The following is a 24,453-nucleotide window of genomic DNA, read 5'->3' as shown; positions in this document are numbered from 1 at the left end:
TTGAGTAGTCCTGTGCGTGTGCACGCTTGGGTGGTTTCCATGATGATTGTCCTTTTGACAACACACACCGTGGTAGTAGCACAAACAAACAGTACCACCAATCGAGAAATGACGTTGCAAAGCGCCATACAGCGTACATTAACTAATTCGCCAGAATTGCATGAGTTCACATATAGGCAACAAGCAGTTGAGGGGGAAATTAAAACGGCGTCTCTCAAACCTGAGGTTACAGCCGGTATTGAACTAGAAAACTTCTTAGGTACAGGAGATGTCTCAGGAACTAAGGACACCGAGATGACTCTCACATTGTCGTCGGTCATTGAATTGGGCAATAAACTCAACTCACGTAAGGAGTTTACTAAGGCGCAATCCACCTTAGTCGAAGCACAAAAACAAGTGCAAACCTTGGATGTTTTAGCTGAAGTGACACGTCGCTACATCGATGTCTTAGCGCAACAAGCGCTAATTGACGCGCAACAAGAGACAGAAACTCTTGCCCGATATACCTACCAAGCGGTCACAAAGCGTGTGGATGCGGGAGCATCTCCAGTATTTGAACCGCAACGTGCTGAAGCTGCACTGGCAAGAGCTAGACTGGATGTGGTGACGGCACAGCAGACTAAGCAAGCTATGATAAAAAGTCTGGCTATTATGTGGGGGGAAAAAAATCCTACTTTTACTGGTGTTGAGGGTGACTTATTTACACTGCAATCATCTCCTTCATTAACCTCGCTTTTCAACACACTATTGGACAGTCCCAATCTTGAGGTCTATACAAAAGAATCGAGATTGCAGGCATCTCAAGTCCGCCTTACTCAAGCAGCTAATCAATCAGATTTAAGCTGGACAGCAGGAATAAGACGTATTAATGGGATTGATGATACCGCTTTCGTAGCAGGTGTCAGCATGCCGTTGTTTGCGGGAAATCGAAATATTGGTGAGTATGAAAAACAACGGGCTGTTCAAGGGCAATTGGAACAACAAAAACAGTCTGCAACCCAAAACCTTTACCATCAACTAAATATGGCGCTAGTAGCGAGAAATAATGCGCTGCTCAATGTACAGGCACTGCAAGACTCGATTATCCCGCCGTTAGTTCAAGCGCTGGAATTGGTAGAACAAGCCTATATCAATGGGCGTTTTAGTTATTTTGAGTGGGTCAGTACCCGTCAAGAACTACTTAATGCCAAGCAAGCCTTAATTCAGTCTGCCAAACAAGCACATCAGCGGGGGGCGGATATTGAAGCTCTCACAGGTCAGCCGCTTTTTAATGCACACCGAACTTCTATTTCGAGCGAAATTAAATGAATATTAAAACAGTAATCAAGAAACATAATACCCCGTTAATTTTCATAGCCTGCTGTATATTTGCAGTGCTTGCTAGTAGTCCAATATACGCTTCTGAAAGCGAACATAGGGATGAAGATACCCGCAACGCTGAATTTGTGCATATATCTGACAATATGGCGCAAAAAATGGGTGTGGTGACACAAAAAGTGAGTGCAGGACAACTCAATATAACCACTACCGTTTACGGAAATGTGGTGACCGACCCGGCTTCTTTAAGTCATGTCCGCGCCCGGTTCGACGGTATGGTGACTAAGGTCAACGCAAATCTGGGTTACAAAGTCAAAAAAGGCGAGACACTGGCAGTCGTCGAATCCAATGAGAGCTTGAAAAGTTACCCTGTTACCGCACCGTTTTCAGGCATCGTGATAGCAAGACATGCAAATGAAGGAGAATTGTCTAATGGACAAGTGCTATTTTCAATCGCCAACTACGAGGATGTGTGGGCACAGCTTAAAGTCTTCCCTCAACAGCTATCAGATATTGCAGAGCAGCATCCCGTTCAGCTTAGTTTGTCAGAGGCAAAGTTAAACACAACTATTCAGCATATTTTACCATCACCCGATGAAAAGCCTTACGTCTTGGCTTACGCAAAAATTACCAACACGTCAGGTCGGTGGCCTGTTGGTGCAGCTATCAAAGGTCTGGTCGTTACAAATACTTTAGATGTGGCCATGATGTTACCCAAAGCTGCTATTCAAGAATTTGAAGGGGCTTCAGTGGTGTTTGTCAAAAAAGGGGAGGAATATCATCCTGTGCCCGTGGAACTTGGTCAACAAGACAATACTAATATCGAAGTGCTGTTAGGGCTAAGTATTGAAGATGAGATTGTCAGCCAGAACAGTTATTTAATTAAAGCTGATTTAGAGAAGTCGGAGGCCGGTCATGAGCATTAATCACACCATGCCATCTGTTTGGGTTGTCGTCTTTGATTTTGGGAGGCGAACTCATGATTGAATCCATATTGCGGTTATCCATAAAGCGACGTGGTTTGATGTTGATGTTGATATTCTTAGTGTTTGGCATGGGAGTATTAAGCTATCAAAAGTTGCCTATTGATGCCGTACCCGACATCACTAACGTTCAAGTACAAATCAACACGCAGGCGTCAGGGTATTCTCCATTAGAAACCGAGCAACGGATCACCTTTGTGGTTGAAACTGCGCTAGCCGGATTGCCAGGCTTGTCTTACACCCGCTCGCTTTCACGCTACGGACTATCTCAAGTTACAGCCGTTTTTGATGAAGGTACAGATCTGTATTTTGCACGTAACCTCATCAATGCTCGACTTGGAGCGATTAAAAGTCAGCTACCTGAAGGTTTAGAGCCAGAAATGGGTCCTATCGCTACGGGATTGGGCGAAATCTATATGTATACCTTACGAGCAGATCAAAGTGCCGTGCAAAAAAATGGTGAGCCATATGACGCAATGGCTCTTAGGGAAATTCATGATTGGATTGTTAAGCCCCAGCTTGCACTTGTGAAAGGGATCACAGAAGTAAACGCCATTGGTGGTTACGTAAAGCAATATCATGTGAATCCTGAACCACTCAAAATGTTGAATTTCGACGTCAGTTTAAGTGATATCCAGCGTGCACTAGAGCGCAATAATGCGAATCAAGGTGCTGGATTTGTTGAACGAAATGGACAACAAATATTAGTACGCTCGCAAGGTCAGCTTCAGACGCTAAGTGATATCGAAAATGTTGTGATCAAGCGTATCGATACTATCCCCATTGCGGTAAAGGATATTGGTAGTGTGGCTATTGGCAAAGAGCTGAGAACAGGCGCTGCAACACAGGAAGGTGAAGAGACCGTTTTAGGTACCGCAATGATGCTAGTCGGCGAAAACTCACGTGCTGTTGCCCAATCCGTTGCGCTAAAGGTGAAGGAAATTCAATCGAGCTTACCCGACGGAATTCTGATTGAATCAGTCTATGACCGCACCCAACTAGTAGATAAAGCGATCAAAACTGTTCAAAAGAACTTAGTCGAAGGCGCTCTATTAGTCATCGTTATTTTGTTCATATTATTGGGCAATATTCGTGCGGCATTTATCACAGCGGCAGTTATTCCGCTAGCGATGTTGGCGACCATCACAGGGATGGTTAATACCGGTGTGTCTGCCAATCTGATGAGCCTTGGTGCATTGGATTTTGGATTAATTGTCGATGGTGCGGTGATCATCGTAGAGAACTGTATCAGGCGGTTATCCGAATCTCAGAAGCGCACAAGTGGAGTCTTGCCACTAAAAGAGCGGCTAGAACTGGTTTTTCAAGCGACCAACGAAGTCATTCGTCCTAGCTTGTTCGGTGTATTGATTATTACTGTGGTGTATATCCCGCTGTTCTCATTGACAGGTGTTGAGGGCAAGATGTTTCAGCCAATGGCGGCAACGGTCATTATGGCGCTGATAGCAGCGATGCTGTTCTCCATTACCATTGTACCAGCGGCAGTCGCGATGTTCATGGGCGGAAAAGTTAGTGAAAAAGAAAGCTTCATTATTGTTGCAGCCAAATCCGCCTATCGCCCCATCATTCATATTGCACTGAAATTGCGCTGGATAGTGCTTGTCGGCTCAGTCGTGCTAGTAGTAGGCAGCTTATGGCTGGCAACGCGACTAGGCTCTGAGTTTGTTCCCCAGCTTGACGAAGGTGACATTGCGCTGCACGCCATGCGTATTCCTGGCACTGGTATAGAACAAGCCGTCGCCATGCAAAAGACGCTTGAATCTACCTTGATGGAATATGAACAAGTGTTGACCGTATTTGCTAAAACCGGCACTGCGGAAGTTGCTACGGATGCAATGCCTCCCAATGTGACCGATACTTTTGTGATGCTTAAGCCACGTGCGCAGTGGCCAGATCCAACACTGTCAAAAGCGGATTTTGTTGAAACCCTTGAGCGAGACTTACAAGCGGTGACAGGCAACAACTATGAATTTACCCAACCTATCCAAATGCGCTTTAACGAGTTGATAAGTGGAGTGAGGGCAGACCTTGGTATAAAAGTCTTCGGAGATGATTTAACCGCTTTGGTCGCCTCTGCCAACGAAATTCTATCAGTATTGCAATCAATCGATGGCGTGGCGGATGCAAGGCTTGAACAAGTTGATGATATCCCTATCTTCACTATCAATCCTAAGCCAGTCGAGTTGGCACGTTATGGGTTGGACGTCGCCGACTTGCAGGAGTGGTTGGCGTCGGCCATCGGGGGTAATACCGCTGGCTTAATTTTTGAGGGAGATAGACGATTCGAGTTGCTTGTGCGATTTGATGAAGATATACGCACCGATTTAGATGCCATTGGCAGCACTCCTATTATTACATCCGATGGGGAATTTGTACCGTTATCAGAAGTCGCCACACTGGGTTACTCGTCTGTTCCCAATCAAATCAGTCGAGAAAACGGTAAGCGCAGAGTCGTGGTTACCGCCAATGTCAGAGAACGCGACTTAGGGAGTTTTGTTGACGAAGCAAAAATCAAAATAACCGAACAGGTTGCCCTTCCCGCAGGCTACTGGCTGGATTATGGCGGCACGTTTGAGCAGCTTGAAAGTGCCAGTCGGCGACTGTCTATCGTGGTGCCTGCCACGCTTTTTCTAATACTTGTGTTACTAATGGTGGTGTTTGGCTCATTTCGTGATGCCTTGATCATCTTCACTGGCGTGCCTTTAGCCTTAACGGGAGGTGTCTTCGCGCTCTGGATGCGTGACATGCCACTGTCTATATCTGCCGGAGTCGGGTTTATTGCGCTCTCTGGTATTGCGGTACTAAACGGCTTAGTGATGTTGTCATTTATTAAACAGCGAGTACTAGAAACAGGTGACTTAATTAACTCAATCGTTGACGGAGCTATCACAAGATTGCGTCCGGTTTTGATGACTGCATTGGTAGCAAGTTTAGGTTTTATTCCCATGGCACTCAATGTCGGGACGGGCGCTGAAGTGCAACGTCCGCTGGCGACAGTTGTGATTGGTGGGATCATCTCATCGACCATTCTAACATTGGTCGTTTTGCCTATTTTGTATCGGGTAATGCATTCGAAATCAACCAAAGTGTGATTGTTAAGCACCGTATTTAAGAAGATACGGTGCTCTTCGTCAGGAAATTCAAAATAACTGAAAATGATTACTGGATAGTGTATTCACCATTAAGGAACTGATTGTTCGGGCTGCTACAATTGCCACTAATTCAATCAAGGTCGAATAAAGATCAGCGAATGACAAAACATCTTCCGCAGGTTTAACGCTCGCCTGTCCGCTTAGGTTCACATCTGCCTTCCAGAGAACTTCTTCTCAACGGCTGCAATTGGCACATGGAAAAAATCCATTGCCACAAGCCTGACCGTCTCCTGCTTGTCTTCAGCGGACTACTATCGCAGTTTCGCCAATGAGCGTTGATTACTGATAACCGTCTAACGGGGTAGTTCGAAACCTGTCGACCCAAAGTGTCATATCAGGTGTGCGCTCAAATAGCTTATGAGCGGTGCTGTAAATACAAAATTAATTACAGCCTCAAATTTGATGATAAGAATCCGACTGGTGAGCTACATTCTGCCAACGAATTGCTCCCAAGATAACAGCACGTCCTTGAAGTCTTCTAAACCACAACCACAGATTGATTCTTGGTCATATAATTCGGTATCTTGTGGAATATCCACTTCGCTTTCATCTCGGGTGATGGCTGCATATACTTCTATTTCGTCTCGATTTAATTCCATATTAAATTCGTGACCTTGCAGTAGATAATGTTCAATTTCTTTATCTTCTAACTGCTGAATAACATTCAATATATGGGCTAATTTTTTGCGGTCTCGACCTAGTTCTTCAGTGAACCAAAGACCGAGCGTTTCTGCGCCCATTTCAAAAATGGCGGCAGGCTCTGCACGATCGTTACGTATAAATTGATAATCCATTGGATATCCAAAAGTAAATTAATAAATGTCGCCTAGGGCGTCAATTTGGGTTAAATACACGCGTAAATCAAATTCTAATTGATGGTAATCAGGCAACATATGCAAACACAGTTGATAGAATGCTTTATTGTGGTCCTTCTCTTTCAAATGTGCCAATTCGTGCACCACGATCATGTTTAAAAATGGTTCAGGAACGCGCTTAAACAGGACGCTGACTCTTAGCTCATTCTTGCTTTTTAGCTTAGAACCTTGAACTCTAGACACATAAGTATGTAAGCCAAGGGCGTGATTAACCACATGAATTTTGGGGTCGAAGGCTATTTTACTTAGCGGCGCTGATTTACGCATAAAACGGTTCTTTAATGCCATTACATAGTCGCGTAAAGCACTATCATTACTGATTTCATGCACACTTGGATAACGAGTCAGTAAATATTCTTTAAGTTTATCTTGTTCTAAGAGTTGTTCGATTTGGTTTTGCAGATGTGCCGGGTAAGCCGCTAAGTACTTCATTTGCTGTTATTAATCTTTGGGTTTCTTCGGTTCGGGCCAAACAAATTCTTCAGCGGCAGAAACTGGTTCCGGCTGCTTTTTAGTTTGAGGGGACTGACTTCGCATGGTGTATAAGTAAAGGGACTCAACTTTGCTTCGTGCCCAAGGGGTTTTACGCAAGAATTTTAAGCTTGACTTAATACTTGGATCATTGGCAAAACAGTTAATTTTTACCTGTTCATGCATTTGCTCCCAACCGAGCTTTTTGACCAAGCTTTCTACAATATGCTGTAGGGTTAACCCATGCAAAGGGTTGTTTTTTTGAATTGTCATTGGGTCACATCTGAAATAGTTTATTGTTAGCTAAAACGCCGTTGGGCTGAACGCATTACGAGCACATTAAATTACAATGCTAGACAAAGGGGCGTCAGCAGCTTTGGGCTGTTCAGGGTAGGCGCCAAGTAAGTGCCTAGCACCTTGCTCATCTACTTGCTCCAATTTAACAGAAAACCCCCATAAATGATGCAGGTGCTTGAGGACTTTATGCTGGCTTTCAGCTAATGGAATGCCGTGTTGTGGCAAGTAAGATAATGTGAGTGAGCGATCGCCTTTAGAGTCGACCTCAAATACTTGAATATTAGGCTCCAAATTACTCAGATTATATTGCGCCGATAGCTTCTCTCTGATCCTGTGGTATCCAGCTTCATCATGGATGGCGGAGACATTGACGAATGCATTTTTCTCGTCATCTTCAATAGCAAAAAATCTAAAATCGCGCATGAGTTTAGGCGATAAAAACTGACTGATAAAGCTCTCATCTTTGAAGTTTTGCATAGCAAAGTGCACAGTTTCTAACCAATCCTGCCCTGCGATTTCTGGAAACCATGCACGGTCTTCATCTGTAGGTGATTGGCAAATACGCTTGATGTCCATGAACATATTAAATCCTAAAGCATAAGGATTAAGTCCAGAGTAGTTCGGATGATTATAAGCAGGCTGTGCCACAACATTGGTGTGACTATGAAGAAACTCTAACATAAATTTGTCGCTGAGCTTTCCTTCATCATATAGATGATTGAGTATGTGGTAGTGCCAGAAGCAAGCCCATCCTTCGTTCATGACTTGGGTTTGTTTTTGCGGGTAAAAATATTGCGATATTTTACGTACTATACGCACGAGCTCCCTTTGCCAAGGCGCTAAGAGTGGTGCGTTTTTCTCAATAAAATAGAGCACGTTCTCTTGTGGCTCAGACGGAAATCTTTGGGTTGGCTGACTGTTTTTAGTTTCCGATTTAGGCAAGGTTCGCCATAACTCATTCACTTGAGATTGGATATGTTGCTCGCGATTCTCTTGACGTTCACGTTCGATTTGCATCGAAATCTTTTGCGGGCGTTTGTATCTGTCGACACCAAAATTCATCAGTGCATGACATGAGTCTAATACGTTTTCAACTTCAGTTACACCGTACTTCTGCTCACATTGGGTCACATAATTTTTGGCAAACAGTAGATAGTCAATAATCGAACTGGCGTCAGTCCATGCCTTAAAGAGATAATTATTCTTGAAAAATGAGTTGTGCCCGTAACAGGCATGAGCCATCACCAGTGCCTGCATCGGCATGGTATTCTCTTCCATTAAATAGGCGATACAAGGGTCTGAATTGATCACGATTTCGTAAGCCAATCCCATTTGACCTCGACGGTAATTTTGTTCTGATTGAATGAATTTTTTGCCATACGACCAATGGGCATAATTGACCGGCATACCTATGCTAGCGTATGCGTCCATCATGTGTTCAGCGGTGATGATTTCTATTTGGTTGGGATAGATGTCTAAGCCATAGTGTTTGGCGACGCGATCAATTTCTTGTTCATATTGAGCGAGAAGATCGAATGTCCAATCCGGGCCATCACTTAGTACATTTGATGTTAGCTTGTGTTTTGTTTTAGCTTTAGTATTAGCCACCATATTAAGCTACTCCTGAGGGCTTTTCGACGCTTTGATCGAACAACTCCCTGAAAACTGGGTAAATATCGTCCACATCGACAATATGCTTGATAGCAAAGTTGTTGTGTATCTGACTAAGCTTTTCATACTCATGCCAAAGCTTTTGATGTTGGCGCGCGGTGATTTCAATGTAGGCAAAGTAACGAACACTAGGTAATAGGCTTCGCTCAAGTAACTCGGTGCACTTAGCACAGTCGTCTGTCCAATTGTCGCCGTCAGATGCTTGTGCAGCGTAGATATTCCATTCCTGCTGAGAATAACGTTGCTCTACTATCTGTTTCATCAGCACCAACGCGCTAGAGACTATGGTGCCACCGGTTTCCGTGGAATAAAAAAACTCCTGCTCGTCCACTTCCTTAGCTTGGGTATGATGGTGAATATAAACAACTTCTACATCTTTATAGGTTCGGGTCAAAAATAAATACAACAAAATATAGAAACGCTTGGCTTTATCTTTTGTCGCTTGGTCCATTGAGCCGGATACGTCCATTAAACAAAACATGACGGCTTTACTGGACGGAATAGGGCGCTTTTGATAATTGCGAAAACGCAAATCAAAGGTGTCAATAAAGGGCACCCGGGCAATGGCTTTCTCCAACTGCTTTATGTCGTCTTTCAATTTGGCCAGTGCAAGCTGATCGGGCACTTTTTCTTCAAGGATTTCTGCAAGTTGGGCTTGCAGTGCTTTTAACTGTGCTTTTTTACCTCCACTAAGGGCAATTCGCCTAGCGACGGAGCCTTTTAATGAGCGCACCACATCTAGGTTACTTGGCACCCCATCAGACACAAACCCCGCACGATAGCTTTCATACTGTACTAATTTATCTTGCTGGGTTTTCTCAAGATTAGGTAAGATCAAATCTTCAAAGAGCAGGTCTAGGTACTCATCTTTTGAAATTTGAAAAACAAAGTCATCTTGGCCTTCACCACTGTCACTGGCGTGACTATCACCACCTTGGCCAGCGCCAGATTCAGGGCGTTTTATTTTATCACCTGCAGTGAACTGGTCGTTGCCTGGATGCACAATGCTTCTGGCGCCACCTTTTCCGGTGTGAAATATAGGCTCTGATATATCGCGACTTGAAATGCCAATTTTCTCTCCGCTGGTGACATCAGTGACGCTGCGTTTGTTGATTGACTCAGACACCGCTTTTTTAATTTGCTCCTTGTAGCGGCGCAAAAATCGTTGGCGGTTGACTGTGCTTTTTCCTTTGCCGTTTAGTCGTCTGTCAATAAAATGGGCCATACTGCTTTACCTCAATGGATTCCATTGGAGCGCTGTTGTCTTTCAGTGCCGAATTAAGAAGATTTTCTAACCCGCAAATACCATTCACACAATAATCTAACTTGTTTTTGGGTGTAGCCTTTTTCAGCCATTCGGGCAACGAAGTCATCGTGTTTTTTCTCGTCTTCTGCGGAGCCTTTCTTGTTAAATGAAATAACCGGAAGCAAATCTTCTGTATTTGAGAACATTTTCTTTTCGATCACAGTGCGAAGTTTCTCGTAGCTGGTCCAGCTGGGGTTTTTGCCTTTGTTATTGGCTCTTGCACGGAGCACGAAATTGACTATCTCATTCCGAAAATCTTTAGGGTTACTGATACCGGCAGTTTTCTCGATTTTTTCAAGCTCGGTGTTCAAGGCTTCTCGATCGAAAAGTTGGCCTGTCTCTGGATCTCGATATTCTTGGTCTTGGATCCAGAAATCAGCGTAAATGACATAACGGTCAAACAGGTTTTGTCCGTATTCTGAATATGACTCTAAATAAGCGGTTTGTATTTCCTTGCCAATAAACTCAACGTACTTAGGAATAAGGTAGCCTTTTAAGTGCTCTTTATATATGTCGGCTAGGTCTGCGGGAAACTGTTCACGCTCGATTTGACGTTCAAGCACATAGAACAAGTGTACAGGGTTTGCCGCCAATTCTTGTGGGTCGAAGTTAAACACCCGGGACAGTATTTTGAAGGCAAAACGAGTAGAGAGGCCTTGCATGCCTTCATCTACGCCAGCGTAATCTCGATATTCTTGATAGGACTTAGCTTTAGGATCCGTGTCTTTCAAGCTTTCGCCGTCATAAACACGCATTTTTGAATAGATACTTGAATTTTCTGGCGCTTTTAGGCGCGAGAGCACGCTAAATTGGGCTAGCGTCTCTAAGGTATCTGGTGCACATGGCGCGCCTGCCAGTTCACTGTTATCGATAAGTTTGCGATAGATTTGAATTTCTTCTGAGACCCGCAAGCAATACGGTACATTGACAATAAACACGCGGTCGAGAAATGCTTCATTGTTTTTATTATTGCGGAAGGTTTGCCATTCTGATTCATTAGAGTGAGCTAATATTACCCCTTCAAAGGGCAGGGCAGAGAGACCTTCGGTAGAATTGTAGTTGCCTTCTTGGGTAGCGGTTAGTAATGGATGCAGCACTTTTATGGGGGCTTTAAACATCTCGACAAATTCCATCAAACCTTGATTTGCTCTGCATAGGGCTCCTGAATAACTGTATGCATCAGGGTCATTTTGTGCGAAGTGCTCAAGACGTCTTATGTCGACTTTACCCACTAACGCTGAAATGTCTTGATTGTTCTCGTCACCAGGTTCGGTTTTCGCAACTGCAACCTGATCGAGTATAGATGGATGCAACTTAATCACTTTGAATTTGCGAATATCGCCATTGTATTCATGCAAACGCTTGCGTGCCCATGGAGACATCACTGTTTTGAGGTAGCGCTGGGGAATGCCAAACTCATTCAGTAACAAAGCCCCGTCCTCATTCGAATCAAACAAACTAAGAGGATGGTCATTAACTGGTGAGTCTTTGAGTATGTATATAGGTTGTTGTTGCATAAGCTCTTTGAGCTTTTCCGCTAATGAAGATTTGCCGCCACCTACTGGCCCTAGCAAATAGAGCACCTGTTTCTTTTCTTCTAGTCCTTGGGAGGCATGGCGAAGATAGGATACGATCTGCTCTATTGATTCTTCCATGCCATAAAACCCATCAAACGCTGGGTAACGGGGGATAATACGATTAGAAAATATACGGCTTAGCGTGGCATCTTTGGCAGTGTCTACCATTTCTGGCTCGCCAATCGCTTTAAGAAGACGCTCAGCTGCATTGGCGTATGCTGAATCATCCGTTTTGCAGATTTCCAAGAATTCGTCGATGGTTAACTCTTCTTCTTTACGCGCTTCGTAGCGCGTTTGATATTGCTCTAAAATTCCCATAACTCGACCTCACATATAGAAAATTTTCTGGCTTCACTGGTAAGATTAGACCCTAATTAGCATTTGTATGTTTCGGATTTAGAACAATATTTTCTAGGAATGGATAAAAACTGATCTTTAAGCACTAACGGAGTCAATTTGCTGTTGGAGGAATTTACTTTTACTGAATAGAGTATGAATGAACGGGGCGTTGGGATAAATAAACGGGCGTTTGCAGGAATTCGAGAAATTATTTTTTATTGCGAGTTGAAGGGGCAAACATAAAAAAGCCCCGACACATTCGAGGCTAATAAATTATCCGGGTCATTGACCAGATAAAGGGATGCTTATGCGAAGTTGCTCGCTGCGAAATCCCAGTTTGCTAGTGCCCAGAAACCTTCAAGGTACTTAGGACGAGCATTACGGTAGTCAATGTAATAAGCGTGTTCCCACAAATCTACGGTAAGCAGAGGAGTAAGATTCGCATCTGTTAGAGGCGTACCCGCATTGCTTGTGTTAACAATGTCTAGGCTGCCGTCAGCTGTTTTAACAAGCCAAGTCCAGCTTGAACCGAAGTTGTTGACTGCTTTATCGTTCAAGGCCGCTTTAAAGTCTGCGAAAGAACCCCATTTTGCGTTGATTGCATCAGCAAGTGCGCCACTTGGCTCACCGCCACCATTTGGGCTTAGGCTGTTCCAATAGAACGTGTGGTTCCAGATTTGAGCAGCGTTATTGAACACTCCGCCTTCAGACGATTTTACGATCTCTTCAAGATCTTTATTCGCCATATCAGTACCTTCAACCAAGCCGTTTAGCTTAGTGACATAAGTGGCGTGATGCTTACCGTAGTGATATTCCAATGTCTCCGCTGAGATATGTGGTTCTAAAGCATTTTTTTCATACGGAAGAGCTGGTAATTCGAAAGCCATGATATTTCTCCATTTAAAGTTAACAATAATCGTGTGCATAACCTCGGGCAACGCTAGCGCTTTATACACGAATATAAAACAGCTTGTCCAAGGTTATCCTGAAACCCAGTTTCCGATCTTAGGGCGCACAGCCCACAATACAAGGGGTAAGCTTGATAATAATTTTAAACCAATAAAGATCACAAGGGAGCATTGGTATATTGCCTTGAAAACGGTAAACTTGGCCGCATTATTAGCGTTATTCAAATATTAGTGAGAGTGATAATGGAAACAGTTGAGAAAATTCAGCAACAAATTAGTGAAAATCCTATTCTTCTATACATGAAAGGGTCGCCTAAATTGCCTAACTGTGGCTTTTCAGCCCAAGCATCTCAAGCATTGATGTCATGCGGAGAAGAGTTCGCTTACGTAGATATCCTGCAAAATCCTGATATCCGTTCTGAATTACCAAAGTATGCTGACTGGCCAACATTCCCGCAGTTATGGGTTGATGGCGAGCTCATCGGTGGCTGTGACATCATCATGGAGATGGTTCAACAAGGTGAGCTGCAAGCGATTGTTAAAGAAAGTGTGGCTAAACGCACTAAGTAGTATGAGCAGTTAATTCAGGCTAAGTCTCTGGCTTAGCAGTTGAATAGATGTTCTGAATAAAAAAAGAGTCTCAAAAGACTCTTTTTTTATGCCTGTCTTGTAAACATAGTTAACAAAGACAAGTGTTGGTGTTCCTGTTGAGCTTTCACTCTATCAGGTTGGGTTAACACACTTCTTTAAATAGAGATTCATCAATGATTGTATTGTCAACGATGCTTTGCGCCATTCGTACACATTTGCCACACTGATCACCTACACCCAGCGCTTCACGCAATTGGCGCATGTTGCCCACGCCGTCTTCGCGAACGGCCTGTTTAATGGCTTTGTCGGTAATGCCGTGACACAAACAAACGTACATAGTTAACCTTACTGAATCTTGATGTAAATGATAATAGTTGTTGTTTGCAACACTTTCAAGCTTTTTTCTTCATCATTTTGCATAATTAATACGCAAAGCTGCGCATTAAGCCAAGTAAGATAAACTAGCGCGGTTAAATAACCTTCGCCCCCTTGGTTTTTAACCAAAGCATACTTACATTAATGGAACGTAAAAGAGTGTGATAACCCGTAAATAGTCGTTACACTATGCGCCAGTTATTTATAACCCAATAGAATGGAGATCAAAATGAGTGTACTAGTTAGTCGCCCAGCCCCAGATTTTACCGCCGCTGCAGTATTAGGAAATGGCGATATTGTTGAAAACTTTACCCTTAGTGAAGCAATTAAAGGTACAAAAGCAGTATTGTTTTTCTACCCGCTAGATTTCACTTTCGTTTGCCCATCTGAATTGATCGCATTTGATAAGCGTTATGATGAGTTCAAAAAGCGTGGTGTTGAAGTCATTGGTGTTTCTATCGATTCTCAGTTTACTCACAACGCGTGGCGTAACACTGCTATCAATGATGGCGGTATCGGTAAAGTGAAATATGCAATGGTCGCTGATGTTAAGCACGAAATTTGCCAAGCGTACGATGTTGAGCATCCTGAAGCGGGCGTTGCGTTCCGTGGTTCATTCCTTATCGATGAAGAAGGTGTTGTACGTCATCAAGTGGTTAACGATCTTCCATTGGGTCGTAACATTGATGATATGCTTCGCATGGTTGACGCGCTGAACTTCCACGAAGAGCACGGTGAAGTTTGTCCTGCAGGTTGGCAAGCTGGCGAGAAAGGTATGGTAGACAGCCCTGAAGGTGTTGCGAGTTACCTTTCAGAGAACGCTGATTCACTCTAATTTGCTATAACGTTAATTCGTTAGCAGTAAAGCGTTTCAAAAAAGCCGCTAGGATCACATGATTCTAGCGGCTTTTTTATATCTGAGCGCTTGATTTATCAATAGATTAATCGCTTCGCGGGATGGGCCAACCACAGTGGCTATGCCACTTGTTGACGATATAACAATACAACTCTGCTGTTTTTTGCGTGTCGTACAGGGCTGAGTGTGCTTCACTTTGATCGAAGCTAATATTTGCCGCCTGACAGGCCTTTACCAGAACGGTTTGTCCCAATGCTAACCCGGCTAATGTGGTGGTATCAAACGACACAAATGGATGAAAAGGGGTGCGCTTAATCTTGCTGCGCTCTATAGCCGCGTTGATAAACCCCAAGTCAAATGCTGCATTATGCGCCACCATGACTGAGCGCTGACAATCTGCATCTTTTTGCTCTTTACGGATCTGTTTACATAAGTCTTTCATGACTTCTGATTCATCTAACGCCCCACGCAAAGCGCACCAAGGATCGATTCCGTTAAATTCTAATGCGGCTTTTTCTAAATTTGCCCCTTCAAAAGGAACAACATGATAATGAAACGTTTTGTCTGGCGTTAAATAACCATCTTCGTCCATTTTCGTGGTAATGGCTGCCACTTCAAGCAAGGCATCGGTTTGCGCATTGAAGCCTGCGGTTTCAACATCTACGATAACGGGAAAGTAGCCTCTGAATCTGTCTTTGAGGAGAAATTGTGGATCTGACATAGCTGCCTATAGAGATGAAAATATGGCGTGATTATGTCAACTATCAGGCCACCTCGCTACCTATATACTGATTTATCTACTTAACTATATTCTTTAGTTTACTGGGCAAGGCAGTAAATCAGAGTTAAGCTTTTACCTTAGGCGTCGATAAACAAAGTACACACGCCACGATTTACTGACAGGCGAATTAACAAGACGAAAATACTTATGAAATTTATTTTATTTATCGTGTCGCTGACATTGAGCAGTTCTATTTCAGCGGGCCTGCGTCAATACGCAGCAAAAGTTGAAACTTCTGACTGGCAATTAAGCCAGCAAAGCCGCTTGCAGTGCACTTTATCGCATAACATTCCAGGTTATGGTGAAGCACTGTTTACCAGTATGGCTTCAAAGCAACTGAACATGGAATTCGAGCTTGATATGCTGAGATTGCCTAAAACCTTTGGGATGGCGTCTGTTTATTCGGTGCCACCCCGCTGGATGCCAGGCCAAATGCAACATGCCATCGCAGACATGACCATTCGCAAGCAATACAATGGAGACTTACCTGAACAAGCCGCTTGGACTATGCTGTCTGAATTGGAAAAGGGCTTTTGGCCAACTATTTATTATCAAGATTGGTACAACCAAAGCGACAGAATTGCGGTGGGGCTAAATGCCAGTAATTTTGCCGAGCCTTATGAAAACTTCGCCCAGTGTGTGGCAAACTTATTACCCTATAGCTTTGATGACATTGCCTATACCATTCTTGCGTACCGGAAAAATAGCACTGAGTTGACCAAATATTCTCAGCGCCGATTGAACATGATTGGTCAATATCTGAAAGAAGACAGTGATATGGAATTAGTTTTGTTAGACGGTTACAGCGACAGTTATGGCGGTCGAGATATGAATAAGACCTTATCGGTTAGCCGTGCCGTTGAAATAAAAAACTACTTTAGTGAAATGGGCGTCGCGCCCCAGCGTATCGACGTCACAGGGCACGGTGAGCGTCGACATATTGCGCCCAATAGCAACGAGATGTCTCGGGCCAAGAACCGGCGGGTAGTTATTCGCATGGCAAAACCTTAGCGTTTCTTTCTTCTGTTATTATTTAATTGATATTAGTACCAATCCAGATTCCGAAAAAGCCGATTATGCTAGTTAATCGGCTTTTTGCTAATGTCAGTTTACCGATGGATTATTGCGCTTGCGCGTTTACATAATTCACAACAGTATCGGTGAAGTCCGTAAACAAACCATCCACTTTTAACCGTTTAAACAGTAAATCCAGAGTTTGTTTATTGCTAATACCTTGGGGGAGCGCGTCTTGTCTAAAGGTATAAGGGTGAACGTCAAGCCCTGCCTCGTGAGCAAGCTTAACCAAGCCAGTAGGTTGCATGGTTTGCATGTCAATAAGTTGCGGGATCCACGGGCCTATACCTTGAGCAACAGAGGCTAACTCTTTTAGTTTCTCTGGTGTACGCAGTTTGTCATAATCAGTGGGAGATTCACCCCAGTCATTCTCACCTATTAACTGAATGAGCTTAACTTTCGCCCCTAATTCGTGACGTAAACGTTTCAGTTCAGCGTAGTCAAAACATTGTACGTAAATGGCTTTTTTAGCATCATCCAGTCCATGTTTACGCAGGGTCTCCATGACAATTTTACTGATATCAACACCTTGCTCTCGGTGCCAAGCAGGGGATTTAATTTCAGGATAAAAGCCAATATCTTTGCCAAACTGGCGGTTGAGTTGATTAATCAGCTCTATTTGTTCTTCAAATGTGGCAATGCTAAATTGCGCATCACCTTGATACCGCTGCTTAAATACTTGTTTGCCATCAGTCGTACTGCGCTCGTGCACGGTCAAGGTTTTTAATTCTGCTAAGGTGAAATCAAGGGCATAAAAACGGCCATCTTCACGCTTTCGCAGAGGAAACTTAGCCGCCACGTCGGTGACCGTATCCAAGTGTATATCGTGCAGCACCACTGGCACGCCATCTTTGCTAATCACTACATCTTGTTCGATATAATCAGCGCCCAAAGCAAAGGCGAGGGTGGTGGACTCCATGGTGTGCTCAGGCAAATAACCTGACGCGCCACGGTGAGCTATAACCAGTGGGTCTGCCCATGCTAGGTGGCTTGCTAACAAAGCGCACCATGATATCGACAAAATTGATTTCTTCATATTGACTCCAATGTCACTGTTTCCTGAGAAAAGTCTTAATTGTTTTGAATAAGCTCAATGGCGTAACCGTCTGGATCGCGCACAAACGCGATTACAGTTGTGCCGCCTTTTACCGGACCTGCATCACGATACACGTCAGCACCTTGGGCCTTAAGCTGGTCACAGACTTGGTAGACATCATCAACGCCAAGCGCAATATGGCCATAAGCGGTGCCCATATCATAACTGTCTTGATCCCAGTTATGAGTTAGCTCTAACACTGTGTTGGTGTCTTCATCGCCGTAACCGATAAACGCTAACGTGTAGCGGTATTGTTCATTTTCACTGGTGCGCAGTAGTTTCATACCCAGTAATTCAGTGTAAAAAGCAAGTGAGCGGTCTAAATCGCCCACGCGCAACATGGTGTGTAATAAACGCATTCTGGTCCTTATTTACTGATCTGTTAAACAGAAGTGTAACCAGTTAACGTGCGCAACAATATGACAAAGCGTAACAAAAACCGACATTACCTTGTTAACTGCTTAGTTTTAACCCAATGACACCTGCTGTAATAGTGAGTAAACTCATCACTCGCCAAAGATTGACTGGTTCATTGAGCATAACAATACCAACGATAGCCGTACCCACCAAGCCAATGACAACCCACACCGCATAAGCCGTACCAGCGGGGAGTGTTTTCATCGCAATGCTGAGCAAACTAAAACTGATAGCCATGGCAACCAGGGTCAATAGGGATGGCCATAATTTACTGAAACCGTCACTGTATTTAAGCCCAATTGCCCACACCACTTCGAAGAGACCTGCTATGACCAAAATAATCCAGTTCATATGAATACCTATTAATTTTGAGCTGGGTCGTCCCAGAAAAAACGCGAGGGATGAGGTCGTCCTCATTTCGTTGATATTACATCGGTGGGCTAATGCGGAAAGTAGAAAGCGTGCCACGAGGTAAAAATAAGATTGTCGAAAAGACCTGCAGAGTTTAGCACACTTGGTTCTGCGTCGCATATAGCGCTGCTTATACCACTTATAGATTCGCTATAGCCTCCGTAAATTAGTTGCTACAATTCCGCTGGTTTATTTAAAGCCGCGTTAATACGAGTGTATAGCCTAAGAGGATTTCGAAGATATGGATGACTTAAAGAACATTGTTTTGCTTTTATCCTGGGTGGATTACTTGGGCATTGCGTTATTTTTTAGCTGTTGGATGGGCTATCGCTTTGTACTCGAGCGCGGCGAAACAGGGCGTAAAGGCTTGATAGGTATTACCCATGAATATCGCTTGCAGTGGGCGATGGAATCTGCCGCGCGTGAAATCCCCGTTGCCTGTGCAGGTCTCACCAGTAACTTAATGGCCAGTGTGTCGTTTTATGCCTCTACTACTATCTATATTATTGCTGGTTTGTTCGCCTTGGTGGGCTCGGTAGAACGTTTGTTAAGCTTTTCCGAAGACATGCCGTTTGCACAGGCGGTATCGAGTGGGTTGATTGAACTTAAACTGATTTTACTTATTGTTATTTTTGTCAATGCGTACTTTAAATTCACTTGGTCACTAAGGCAGTTCAACTTCTTGTGTATTCTAATCGGTGGGAGCCCATATCATGGCAACATGCCGTCAGAAGAATACCGCGTTAATACGGCTAAAAGAATGGCGCGGGTGAATTCCTGTGCTGGGAATGAGTTTAACCGCGGGATCCGGTCATATTATTATGGTATTGCCGCTTCCACTTGGTTTTTACATCCGGTGGCATTTATCGTGGCAACCATTTGGGTTACTTATATTCTTTACGTACGCGACTTTCATTCTCCTGTACTAGAAATATTAAGAGACACGTATCCACCCGAGTTAAGAGCCTATACGTTAGACGGTGAAGAAAAAGGTGTGAACAGTCAATAAGGGAGCGCGAAGCACTCTTCGCGTTAGTGGCGTAGATGGCGTAAGTGCACCAAGGTGAAAGCAAAGGTGAGTTTATTATTTGATCCACGGCTTCTTAGTTAAGCTCATCGCGTCTCATTCAAGCTATGTCACTGCCATATAAAATAAGTGATAAAGCCAGCCCAGCTTAGTGCTAACAGAATCCGGGGGAGATAATTTGTCGATGAATTATTCGCGATTTCTGCTTGGGGCTCGGCCGGATTATCTTGGGGTTGTTTGGCCTTTTGCTCTGCCTTCTCATTATTTGAAAGAGAGCAACCGTTATTCCAGAGCGACATCTTAATCATAAAACCGCTGGGCACATTCGGAGAGGCAATTACTAATACCAATTCCATTAAATAATTAACCACTCAGCGAAAATTTAAAAGGACTTAATCAAGGCGCTTAAATGATAGCCCTTTATTAAAAACTAACCTGTGCTCTTTCGAGTTTGAGCAACACAGAGTAAGTCCTTTTAAAATTCGCCCGAAGGGAATTCCCCAGCGGGTTTTGCACTACGTTCTCGGTATTTGAAAGGGAACAACCATTACTACACACCGACGCCTTGTTCAAAACCCGCTGGATGAATTCTGAGAGGCCAATTATTTAAAGGAATTGGTATAATGTGGATAATGGTATAATAGGCGAGAATAAAAAAGCCCCGCACTTGCAGGGCTTGTTATAAGTTTATCAAAACCTAGGTGTAAAACATTACAAACTAGGAGCGTAGCGCACTGCTAAGCCTATTGTTCTGCCTATCACATCATAATCACTCACTGTATTAAAGTGGTTTGCGCCTGCTACTGGAATTGGTGGCTGTTTATCAAACATGTTGTCGATACCAAAATTTAACACTAGCTGTTCGGTAGCCTGCCATGAAGCGGCAAAATCAACGTAATCTTGTGCACTAATGCTGGTGGAGCGATCAGAGGCGTAATCAACATCGCCTATGCGTCTCCAGCCAAGTTGAAAGTTCATGCTGTCCAAATGCCAATCAAGGGTCGCTCTGTGCTTATAATCTGCCTGCAACACACTAGCAAAATCCCCCGAGCAGGCACTGCCATATGTTCCTTTACAATCAATGGCCGCCACGGTGGCGTTGTTTTGGCGAGTTTGTTTAGTGACTAGATTGCCTTGGTAGCTAAATTTGAATGTGCCTCCTATAGCATCTGGCGCATCTATAACGTAATTCGTGGCGATATCGATACCGCTTTGTTCGATAGCGGCTAAATTGAAGTCATTAACAATGGCAGTGCTAATAAAACCCGTCGTCGGATCTCGCAATACTGCGCCGCATAAAGGGTTATTAGCATCAGGGTTATCAATGTAGCAACTTTGCAAAGCGGCGCCAGGCTGAATTTGGCTTACGGCATCAGAGATATCAATATGATAATAATCGATTGAAACATCAAACCCTTCAATATATTCAGGGGTGTATACCAAACCCACAGTCTCAGATTCGGCCTGCTCTGGTTTGATATCCGGGTTGCCGCCATAGGTATACTCTGCGGTAGTAGAGTCAAATGGTGTGCCGACCTCAGGAGCCCCATAGCGTTCACATTGAGCAGCATCCCCTGTGCCTAATAAGCAGGGATCGCCGTTATAGCGCCCGGCAAAACGGGCTACAAACTGATCACTTGTTTGATCGAATAAGGCGAGGGACAATCCACTAATTGGGCTGGCGAATTCGCCGAGGTTTGGTGCCCTAAAGGCGGTTAATTTGTTGGCGCGTAAACGAAGATCATCGTTGATGGCCCAATTCAGGCCAATTTTATAGGTGTCTTCAGCTTCAGTATTTGAGTACTCGGAAACACGATAAGCCCCTTCGATGCTCACTTCTTTCGCAAACGCCACATCGGATACCACTGGCACTAATACTTCAGCGTAGAATTCTTCACTGTCAAAGCTGGCATCCATATCAAATGCACTGACCGTCGCGAAACTGGTACCATTTCTAAATGCATCACCAGGGGTCTGCTCACCCGTTTCTTTGCGATATTCATAGCCGATAGCAAAATCGATTGGGCCGTCTGGTAATTCAAACACAGCTGATGAATCGCCGGATAAGGTTGCCGCAAGTACGCTTTGGGTACGCTCACGGGTGGTGTAAATCAGCGGGTCACTAAAGCTGGCTAAATCTAAATTTGGGTCAAATATATCAACAGTGTTGGCTAAGGCCGCGAAGCGGTTATTACCTGCTCCATCAACGGTATAGGCGTTGTTGTATAGGGTAGCGGTTTCATCGGTTTTACCATACTGACCATAAACATCAAAACGAAGATAGTCGTTAATATCGCCTTTTATGCCCATTTGCATTTGTATCGAATCTCGTTCGGCTTTGGTGCGCTGGACACCAAGGCCGAGATTTCTTTCAACGTTAACTTGGGCATTGCCGTTAGCATCGAAGGTTAATCTGTTGCGCATTTCATCGCTTAAAAAAGCGTTGTCAGCCGTTAAGGTGACTTCTTGGTTGACTGAAATAGGGGCTTGGCCGCTTGCGCCTGCGCCCTCAACAGTGACCTGCGAGTACATTACGCGGCCATAGGCCGTGGTGTCTTCTGACAAATCAAAATCAAATAACAGCCCACTAGATAAACGTTTCATGGGTTGCGTCAGATAAAGGTCGGCGGTAGAGCTGGTGGTTTGGCGTTCGTCAACTAGGTTACCTAAGGCATTAATCGCAAAAGCGTTGCCGGAGGCAAGATCGGTATAATAACCACCTGTATTGATAATTGAGTTCGCATTTTGCATCGCATAGTCACGCTCACCGGCTAACAACTCTTTACGTTCAGAATAACCAAGGTAGCCAGTGATATGGCCAGCGCCGTCGGCAATATCACCGCCAAAAATCCCTTCGACATTAAACGTTTCGTTGCCACCATCAGCGGTTTCATAGCTGCTTGAAAATTCAGCGCCATTAAAGCTATCGTTTAGGATAAAGTTAACCACCCCAGATACTGCATCGGCGCCGTATACTGCAGCAGCTCCACCGGTGAGCACGTCCACCCGTTTAATTAATCCAGTGGGGATCATGTTGACGTCAACCGAGTTGCGAAAACTAAAAGGCACAGCCCGCGTACCGTCGATTAAGACCAGAGTACGGTTTTGTCCTAATCCGCGCAGGTCAATAGTGGATGAGCCAAATGAATCGCCAACAGTAGAGCCAGTGCTGTTCGCGCCTGCTGCCGCTTGAGGAAGTTTAGTGGTAATATCTTCTACATTTACAGCACGATCTAACTTTATTTGTACCTCATCAACACTGGCTACTGCGCTACTGGAAACAAGTTCTGTACGCTGAATTCTTGACCCAGTTATAGAAATAACTTCAGTGTTATCTTTCGCTAGGCTTGGCTCTTGTGCCATAGGGGCATGGCTAAAAAGAGCAGCGCTGACTGCCATGGTGACAGGAAGTAAGGTGTGACGTTGAAGCTTAGTAACATAGGTTTTGTGATTCATATGACTGTCCCGTTGCCGATGTGTTTATAAAACGTGCATTGCCTGATTTTAATTTGTACAGCATGGTCATTATCATCTGAAAAAAAATCAAATTGCAATAAAAGTTTCTTGTAAAATTAATATTTATTGATAAATTATTCTTAACGAGCCAGCGAAGATAAGCACAATGCATAATGAATAAGCACATAGAAAAACTGTATAACAGTGCCAAAAAGCCCTCTCGCCTGGTTATTGGATTAATGAGCGGTACTTCTTTGGATGGACTAGATGTAGCCTTATGCAAAATTGAAGGGCAGGGTAGTGATACCAAAGTAGAGGTGCTCGAATTTACCACCGTGGATTACACCCAGAACTATAAAAGTAAAATAAAAAGTGTGTTTGCCAAACGTCAGGTTGATCTGCAGCAAGTCACCTTGTTGCACCCATGGGTGGGGGTTTTACATGGCCAAATGGTCAATCAATGTTTAGCTGACTGGGGAGTAAATGCATCAGAAATAGATGCGATTGCCAGTCACGGGCAAACTATTTATCACTGCCCTTTGCGCCAGCACGGACTACCTGAATTTGGAAACGCGACGTTGCAAATTGGCGATGCAGATCATTTAGCGGTCACTACGGGCATTACCACCCTAGGAGACTTTCGGCAAAAACACATCGCGGCAGGAGGCGAGGGCGCGCCTTTAGCTGTTTATGGTGATTATCTGTTTTTCACCAGTAGACAGGAAAATCGTATTTTATTGAACATGGGGGGGATCGCGAATTTAACGTATTTGCCTAAAACCGCAGATTCAAGTGCGGTGTTTAGTTCAGATACCGGCCCAGGTAACACCATAATGGATGCGTTCGTTCAGCAACACTTTGCGCCACTGCAGTATGATAAAGACAGTGCGATTGCACGTCAGGGCACGGTGCACTCTGGGTTATTGAGTGCATTATTAGAGCACGAGTTTTTTACCTTAAATTTTCCAAAAACCACAGGGCCAGAAGTATTTAACTTAGGCTATTTGGCGGCAGCGCAGCAACGCTCTTCTACGCAAGAATTAGGGCTTGAAGACGTTTTAGCCACCTTAAACGTGTTTTCAGCAACCACGATCGCCAATGCCCTGAATAATGCCGCTGCTGAGTTAGGCGAATTCAACGTGTACGCCAGTGGTGGTGGTATTCACAATCCCTTGTTGATGGAACATATATTAAATTTATGTCCCAGAGTGTCAGAGGTGCGTGATACCAGCGAGTTGGGTATTCATCCTGATGCGAAAGAAGCCGTGCTGTTTGCGATACTCGCCAACGAGTGCTTGGTAGGGGGGCAACAAGCGTTTGGTAATATCGAGCAAGGGATCCCGAATGTGACAATGGGCAAAATTAGTTTTGCTGATTAGCCTGTGTCTTCTAGGCGCTTTTATTACACCTGTTTTGACAACCAGTCAAAAGACCCTGTTTAGCGCAAGCGTGTTT

Annotated in this window: 22 protein-coding genes; 8 read left to right on the top strand and 14 right to left on the bottom strand. The window is 44.1% G+C overall.

The annotated features are described in order from the left end of the window. Positions 1-39 precede the first annotated feature (39 nt). Genes FX988_RS06430 through FX988_RS06420 form a run of 3 tightly spaced genes read left to right on the top strand, consistent with a single transcriptional unit; the run spans position 40 to position 5,410 of the window. Entirely contained in the window at positions 40-1,308 is a 1,269-nt protein-coding gene (locus FX988_RS06430; RefSeq protein WP_160178862.1) for a TolC family protein, read from the top strand. Next, positions 1,305-2,243 (top strand): efflux RND transporter periplasmic adaptor subunit, encoded by a 939-nt coding sequence (locus FX988_RS06425; RefSeq protein WP_160178861.1) that lies wholly within the window; start codon positions 1,305-1,307, stop codon positions 2,241-2,243. Before FX988_RS06430 ends, FX988_RS06425 begins: the two co-directional genes overlap by 4 nt. Positions 2,244-2,296: 53 nt before the next feature. Next, on the top strand, positions 2,297-5,410 hold the full coding sequence (locus FX988_RS06420) for an efflux RND transporter permease subunit (RefSeq protein WP_160178860.1): 3,114 nt from the start codon (positions 2,297-2,299) through the stop codon (positions 5,408-5,410). Positions 5,411-5,895: 485 nt separating this feature from the next. Here the strand turns inward: FX988_RS06420 and FX988_RS06415 are convergent, their stop codons facing one another. The 7 genes from FX988_RS06415 to FX988_RS06385 all read right to left on the bottom strand — a co-directional run bounded on the left by FX988_RS06415 (position 5,896) and on the right by FX988_RS06385 (position 12,893). Next, complete coding sequence (locus FX988_RS06415) at positions 5,896-6,264, bottom strand: YacL family protein (protein WP_160178859.1); 369 nt, start codon at positions 6,262-6,264, stop codon at positions 5,896-5,898. Positions 6,265-6,282: 18 nt separating this feature from the next. After that, positions 6,283-6,777, bottom strand: a complete 495-nt coding sequence (locus tag FX988_RS06410) for a M48 family metallopeptidase (protein WP_007986800.1) — start codon at positions 6,775-6,777, stop codon at positions 6,283-6,285. Between the two features lie 9 nt (positions 6,778-6,786). Next, positions 6,787-7,089 (bottom strand): VF530 family DNA-binding protein, encoded by a 303-nt coding sequence (locus FX988_RS06405; protein WP_160178858.1) that lies wholly within the window; start codon positions 7,087-7,089, stop codon positions 6,787-6,789. 66 nt (positions 7,090-7,155) lie between these two features. Then, entirely contained in the window at positions 7,156-8,724 is a 1,569-nt protein-coding gene (locus FX988_RS06400) for a SpoVR family protein (RefSeq protein WP_160178857.1), read from the bottom strand. Between the two features lies 1 nt (position 8,725). Further along, on the bottom strand, positions 8,726-10,009 hold the full coding sequence (locus FX988_RS06395; protein ID WP_160178856.1) for a YeaH/YhbH family protein: 1,284 nt from the start codon (positions 10,007-10,009) through the stop codon (positions 8,726-8,728). A 53-nt stretch (positions 10,010-10,062) separates the two neighbouring features. After that, positions 10,063-11,985, bottom strand: a complete 1,923-nt coding sequence (locus FX988_RS06390; RefSeq protein ID WP_160178855.1) for a PrkA family serine protein kinase — start codon at positions 11,983-11,985, stop codon at positions 10,063-10,065. 326 nt (positions 11,986-12,311) lie between these two features. Continuing rightward, positions 12,312-12,893, bottom strand: a complete 582-nt coding sequence (locus FX988_RS06385) for a Fe-Mn family superoxide dismutase (protein WP_160178854.1) — start codon at positions 12,891-12,893, stop codon at positions 12,312-12,314. Positions 12,894-13,157: 264 nt separating this feature from the next. Between FX988_RS06385 and FX988_RS06380 the strand changes: the two genes are divergently transcribed. Then, complete coding sequence (locus tag FX988_RS06380; protein WP_160178853.1) at positions 13,158-13,484, top strand: Grx4 family monothiol glutaredoxin; 327 nt, start codon at positions 13,158-13,160, stop codon at positions 13,482-13,484. 163 nt (positions 13,485-13,647) lie between these two features. On the opposite strand, the gene FX988_RS06375 is transcribed toward FX988_RS06380, so the two are convergent. Next, positions 13,648-13,842, bottom strand: coding sequence for a bacterioferritin-associated ferredoxin (locus FX988_RS06375; protein ID WP_006993419.1), 195 nt, complete (start codon positions 13,840-13,842; stop codon positions 13,648-13,650). A gap of 267 nt (positions 13,843-14,109) precedes the next feature. On the opposite strand from FX988_RS06375, the gene FX988_RS06370 reads away from it, so the two are divergent. Continuing rightward, the gene (locus FX988_RS06370) at positions 14,110-14,715 is read left to right on the top strand and encodes a peroxiredoxin (RefSeq protein ID WP_007986816.1); all 606 of its coding nucleotides are present in this window, start codon (positions 14,110-14,112) and stop codon (positions 14,713-14,715) included. 106 nt (positions 14,716-14,821) lie between these two features. Here the strand turns inward: FX988_RS06370 and rnt are convergent, their stop codons facing one another. Next, the gene (gene rnt / locus FX988_RS06365; RefSeq protein WP_160178852.1) at positions 14,822-15,457 is read right to left on the bottom strand and encodes a ribonuclease T; all 636 of its coding nucleotides are present in this window, start codon (positions 15,455-15,457) and stop codon (positions 14,822-14,824) included. Between the two features lie 207 nt (positions 15,458-15,664). Between rnt and FX988_RS06360 the strand changes: the two genes are divergently transcribed. Continuing rightward, positions 15,665-16,528: a flagellar protein MotY gene (locus FX988_RS06360; RefSeq protein WP_160178851.1), complete on the top strand. Its 864-nt coding sequence runs from the start codon at positions 15,665-15,667 to the stop codon at positions 16,526-16,528. A gap of 109 nt (positions 16,529-16,637) precedes the next feature. Here FX988_RS06360 and glpQ read toward each other — a convergent pair whose 3' ends face one another. The 3 genes from glpQ to sugE form a co-directional block, all read right to left on the bottom strand. Continuing rightward, a complete protein-coding gene (gene glpQ, locus FX988_RS06355; RefSeq protein ID WP_160178850.1) occupies positions 16,638-17,627 on the bottom strand; it encodes a glycerophosphodiester phosphodiesterase in 990 nt (329 codons plus the stop codon). Between the two features lie 35 nt (positions 17,628-17,662). Then, positions 17,663-18,046, bottom strand: a complete 384-nt coding sequence (gene gloA, locus FX988_RS06350) for a lactoylglutathione lyase (RefSeq protein ID WP_160178849.1) — start codon at positions 18,044-18,046, stop codon at positions 17,663-17,665. A 94-nt stretch (positions 18,047-18,140) separates the two neighbouring features. Beyond that, on the bottom strand, positions 18,141-18,455 hold the full coding sequence (sugE, locus tag FX988_RS06345) for a quaternary ammonium compound efflux SMR transporter SugE (RefSeq protein WP_160178848.1): 315 nt from the start codon (positions 18,453-18,455) through the stop codon (positions 18,141-18,143). A gap of 301 nt (positions 18,456-18,756) precedes the next feature. On the opposite strand from sugE, the gene FX988_RS06340 reads away from it, so the two are divergent. After that, complete coding sequence (locus tag FX988_RS06340; protein ID WP_160178847.1) at positions 18,757-19,524, top strand: DUF599 domain-containing protein; 768 nt, start codon at positions 18,757-18,759, stop codon at positions 19,522-19,524. A gap of 128 nt (positions 19,525-19,652) precedes the next feature. Here the strand turns inward: FX988_RS06340 and FX988_RS06335 are convergent, their stop codons facing one another. Next, positions 19,653-19,841 carry a DUF2956 family protein gene (locus FX988_RS06335; RefSeq protein ID WP_254700784.1) on the bottom strand — a complete coding sequence of 63 codons (189 nt, stop codon included), beginning with the start codon at positions 19,839-19,841 and terminating at the stop codon, positions 19,653-19,655. A 412-nt stretch (positions 19,842-20,253) separates the two neighbouring features. Next, on the bottom strand, positions 20,254-22,998 hold the full coding sequence (locus FX988_RS06330) for a TonB-dependent receptor plug domain-containing protein (protein ID WP_160178845.1): 2,745 nt from the start codon (positions 22,996-22,998) through the stop codon (positions 20,254-20,256). A 173-nt stretch (positions 22,999-23,171) separates the two neighbouring features. On the opposite strand from FX988_RS06330, the gene FX988_RS06325 reads away from it, so the two are divergent. Further along, positions 23,172-24,377, top strand: a complete 1,206-nt coding sequence (locus FX988_RS06325; RefSeq protein ID WP_160178844.1) for an anhydro-N-acetylmuramic acid kinase — start codon at positions 23,172-23,174, stop codon at positions 24,375-24,377. Positions 24,378-24,453: the final 76 nt, after the last annotated feature.

It is taken from the genome of Paraglaciecola mesophila (genome assembly GCF_009906955.1).
Lineage (GTDB): Bacteria > Pseudomonadota > Gammaproteobacteria > Enterobacterales > Alteromonadaceae > Paraglaciecola > Paraglaciecola mesophila_A.
Note: the sequence above shows the minus strand (reverse complement) of the source record. Positions and strands in the feature narration are given on the sequence as shown.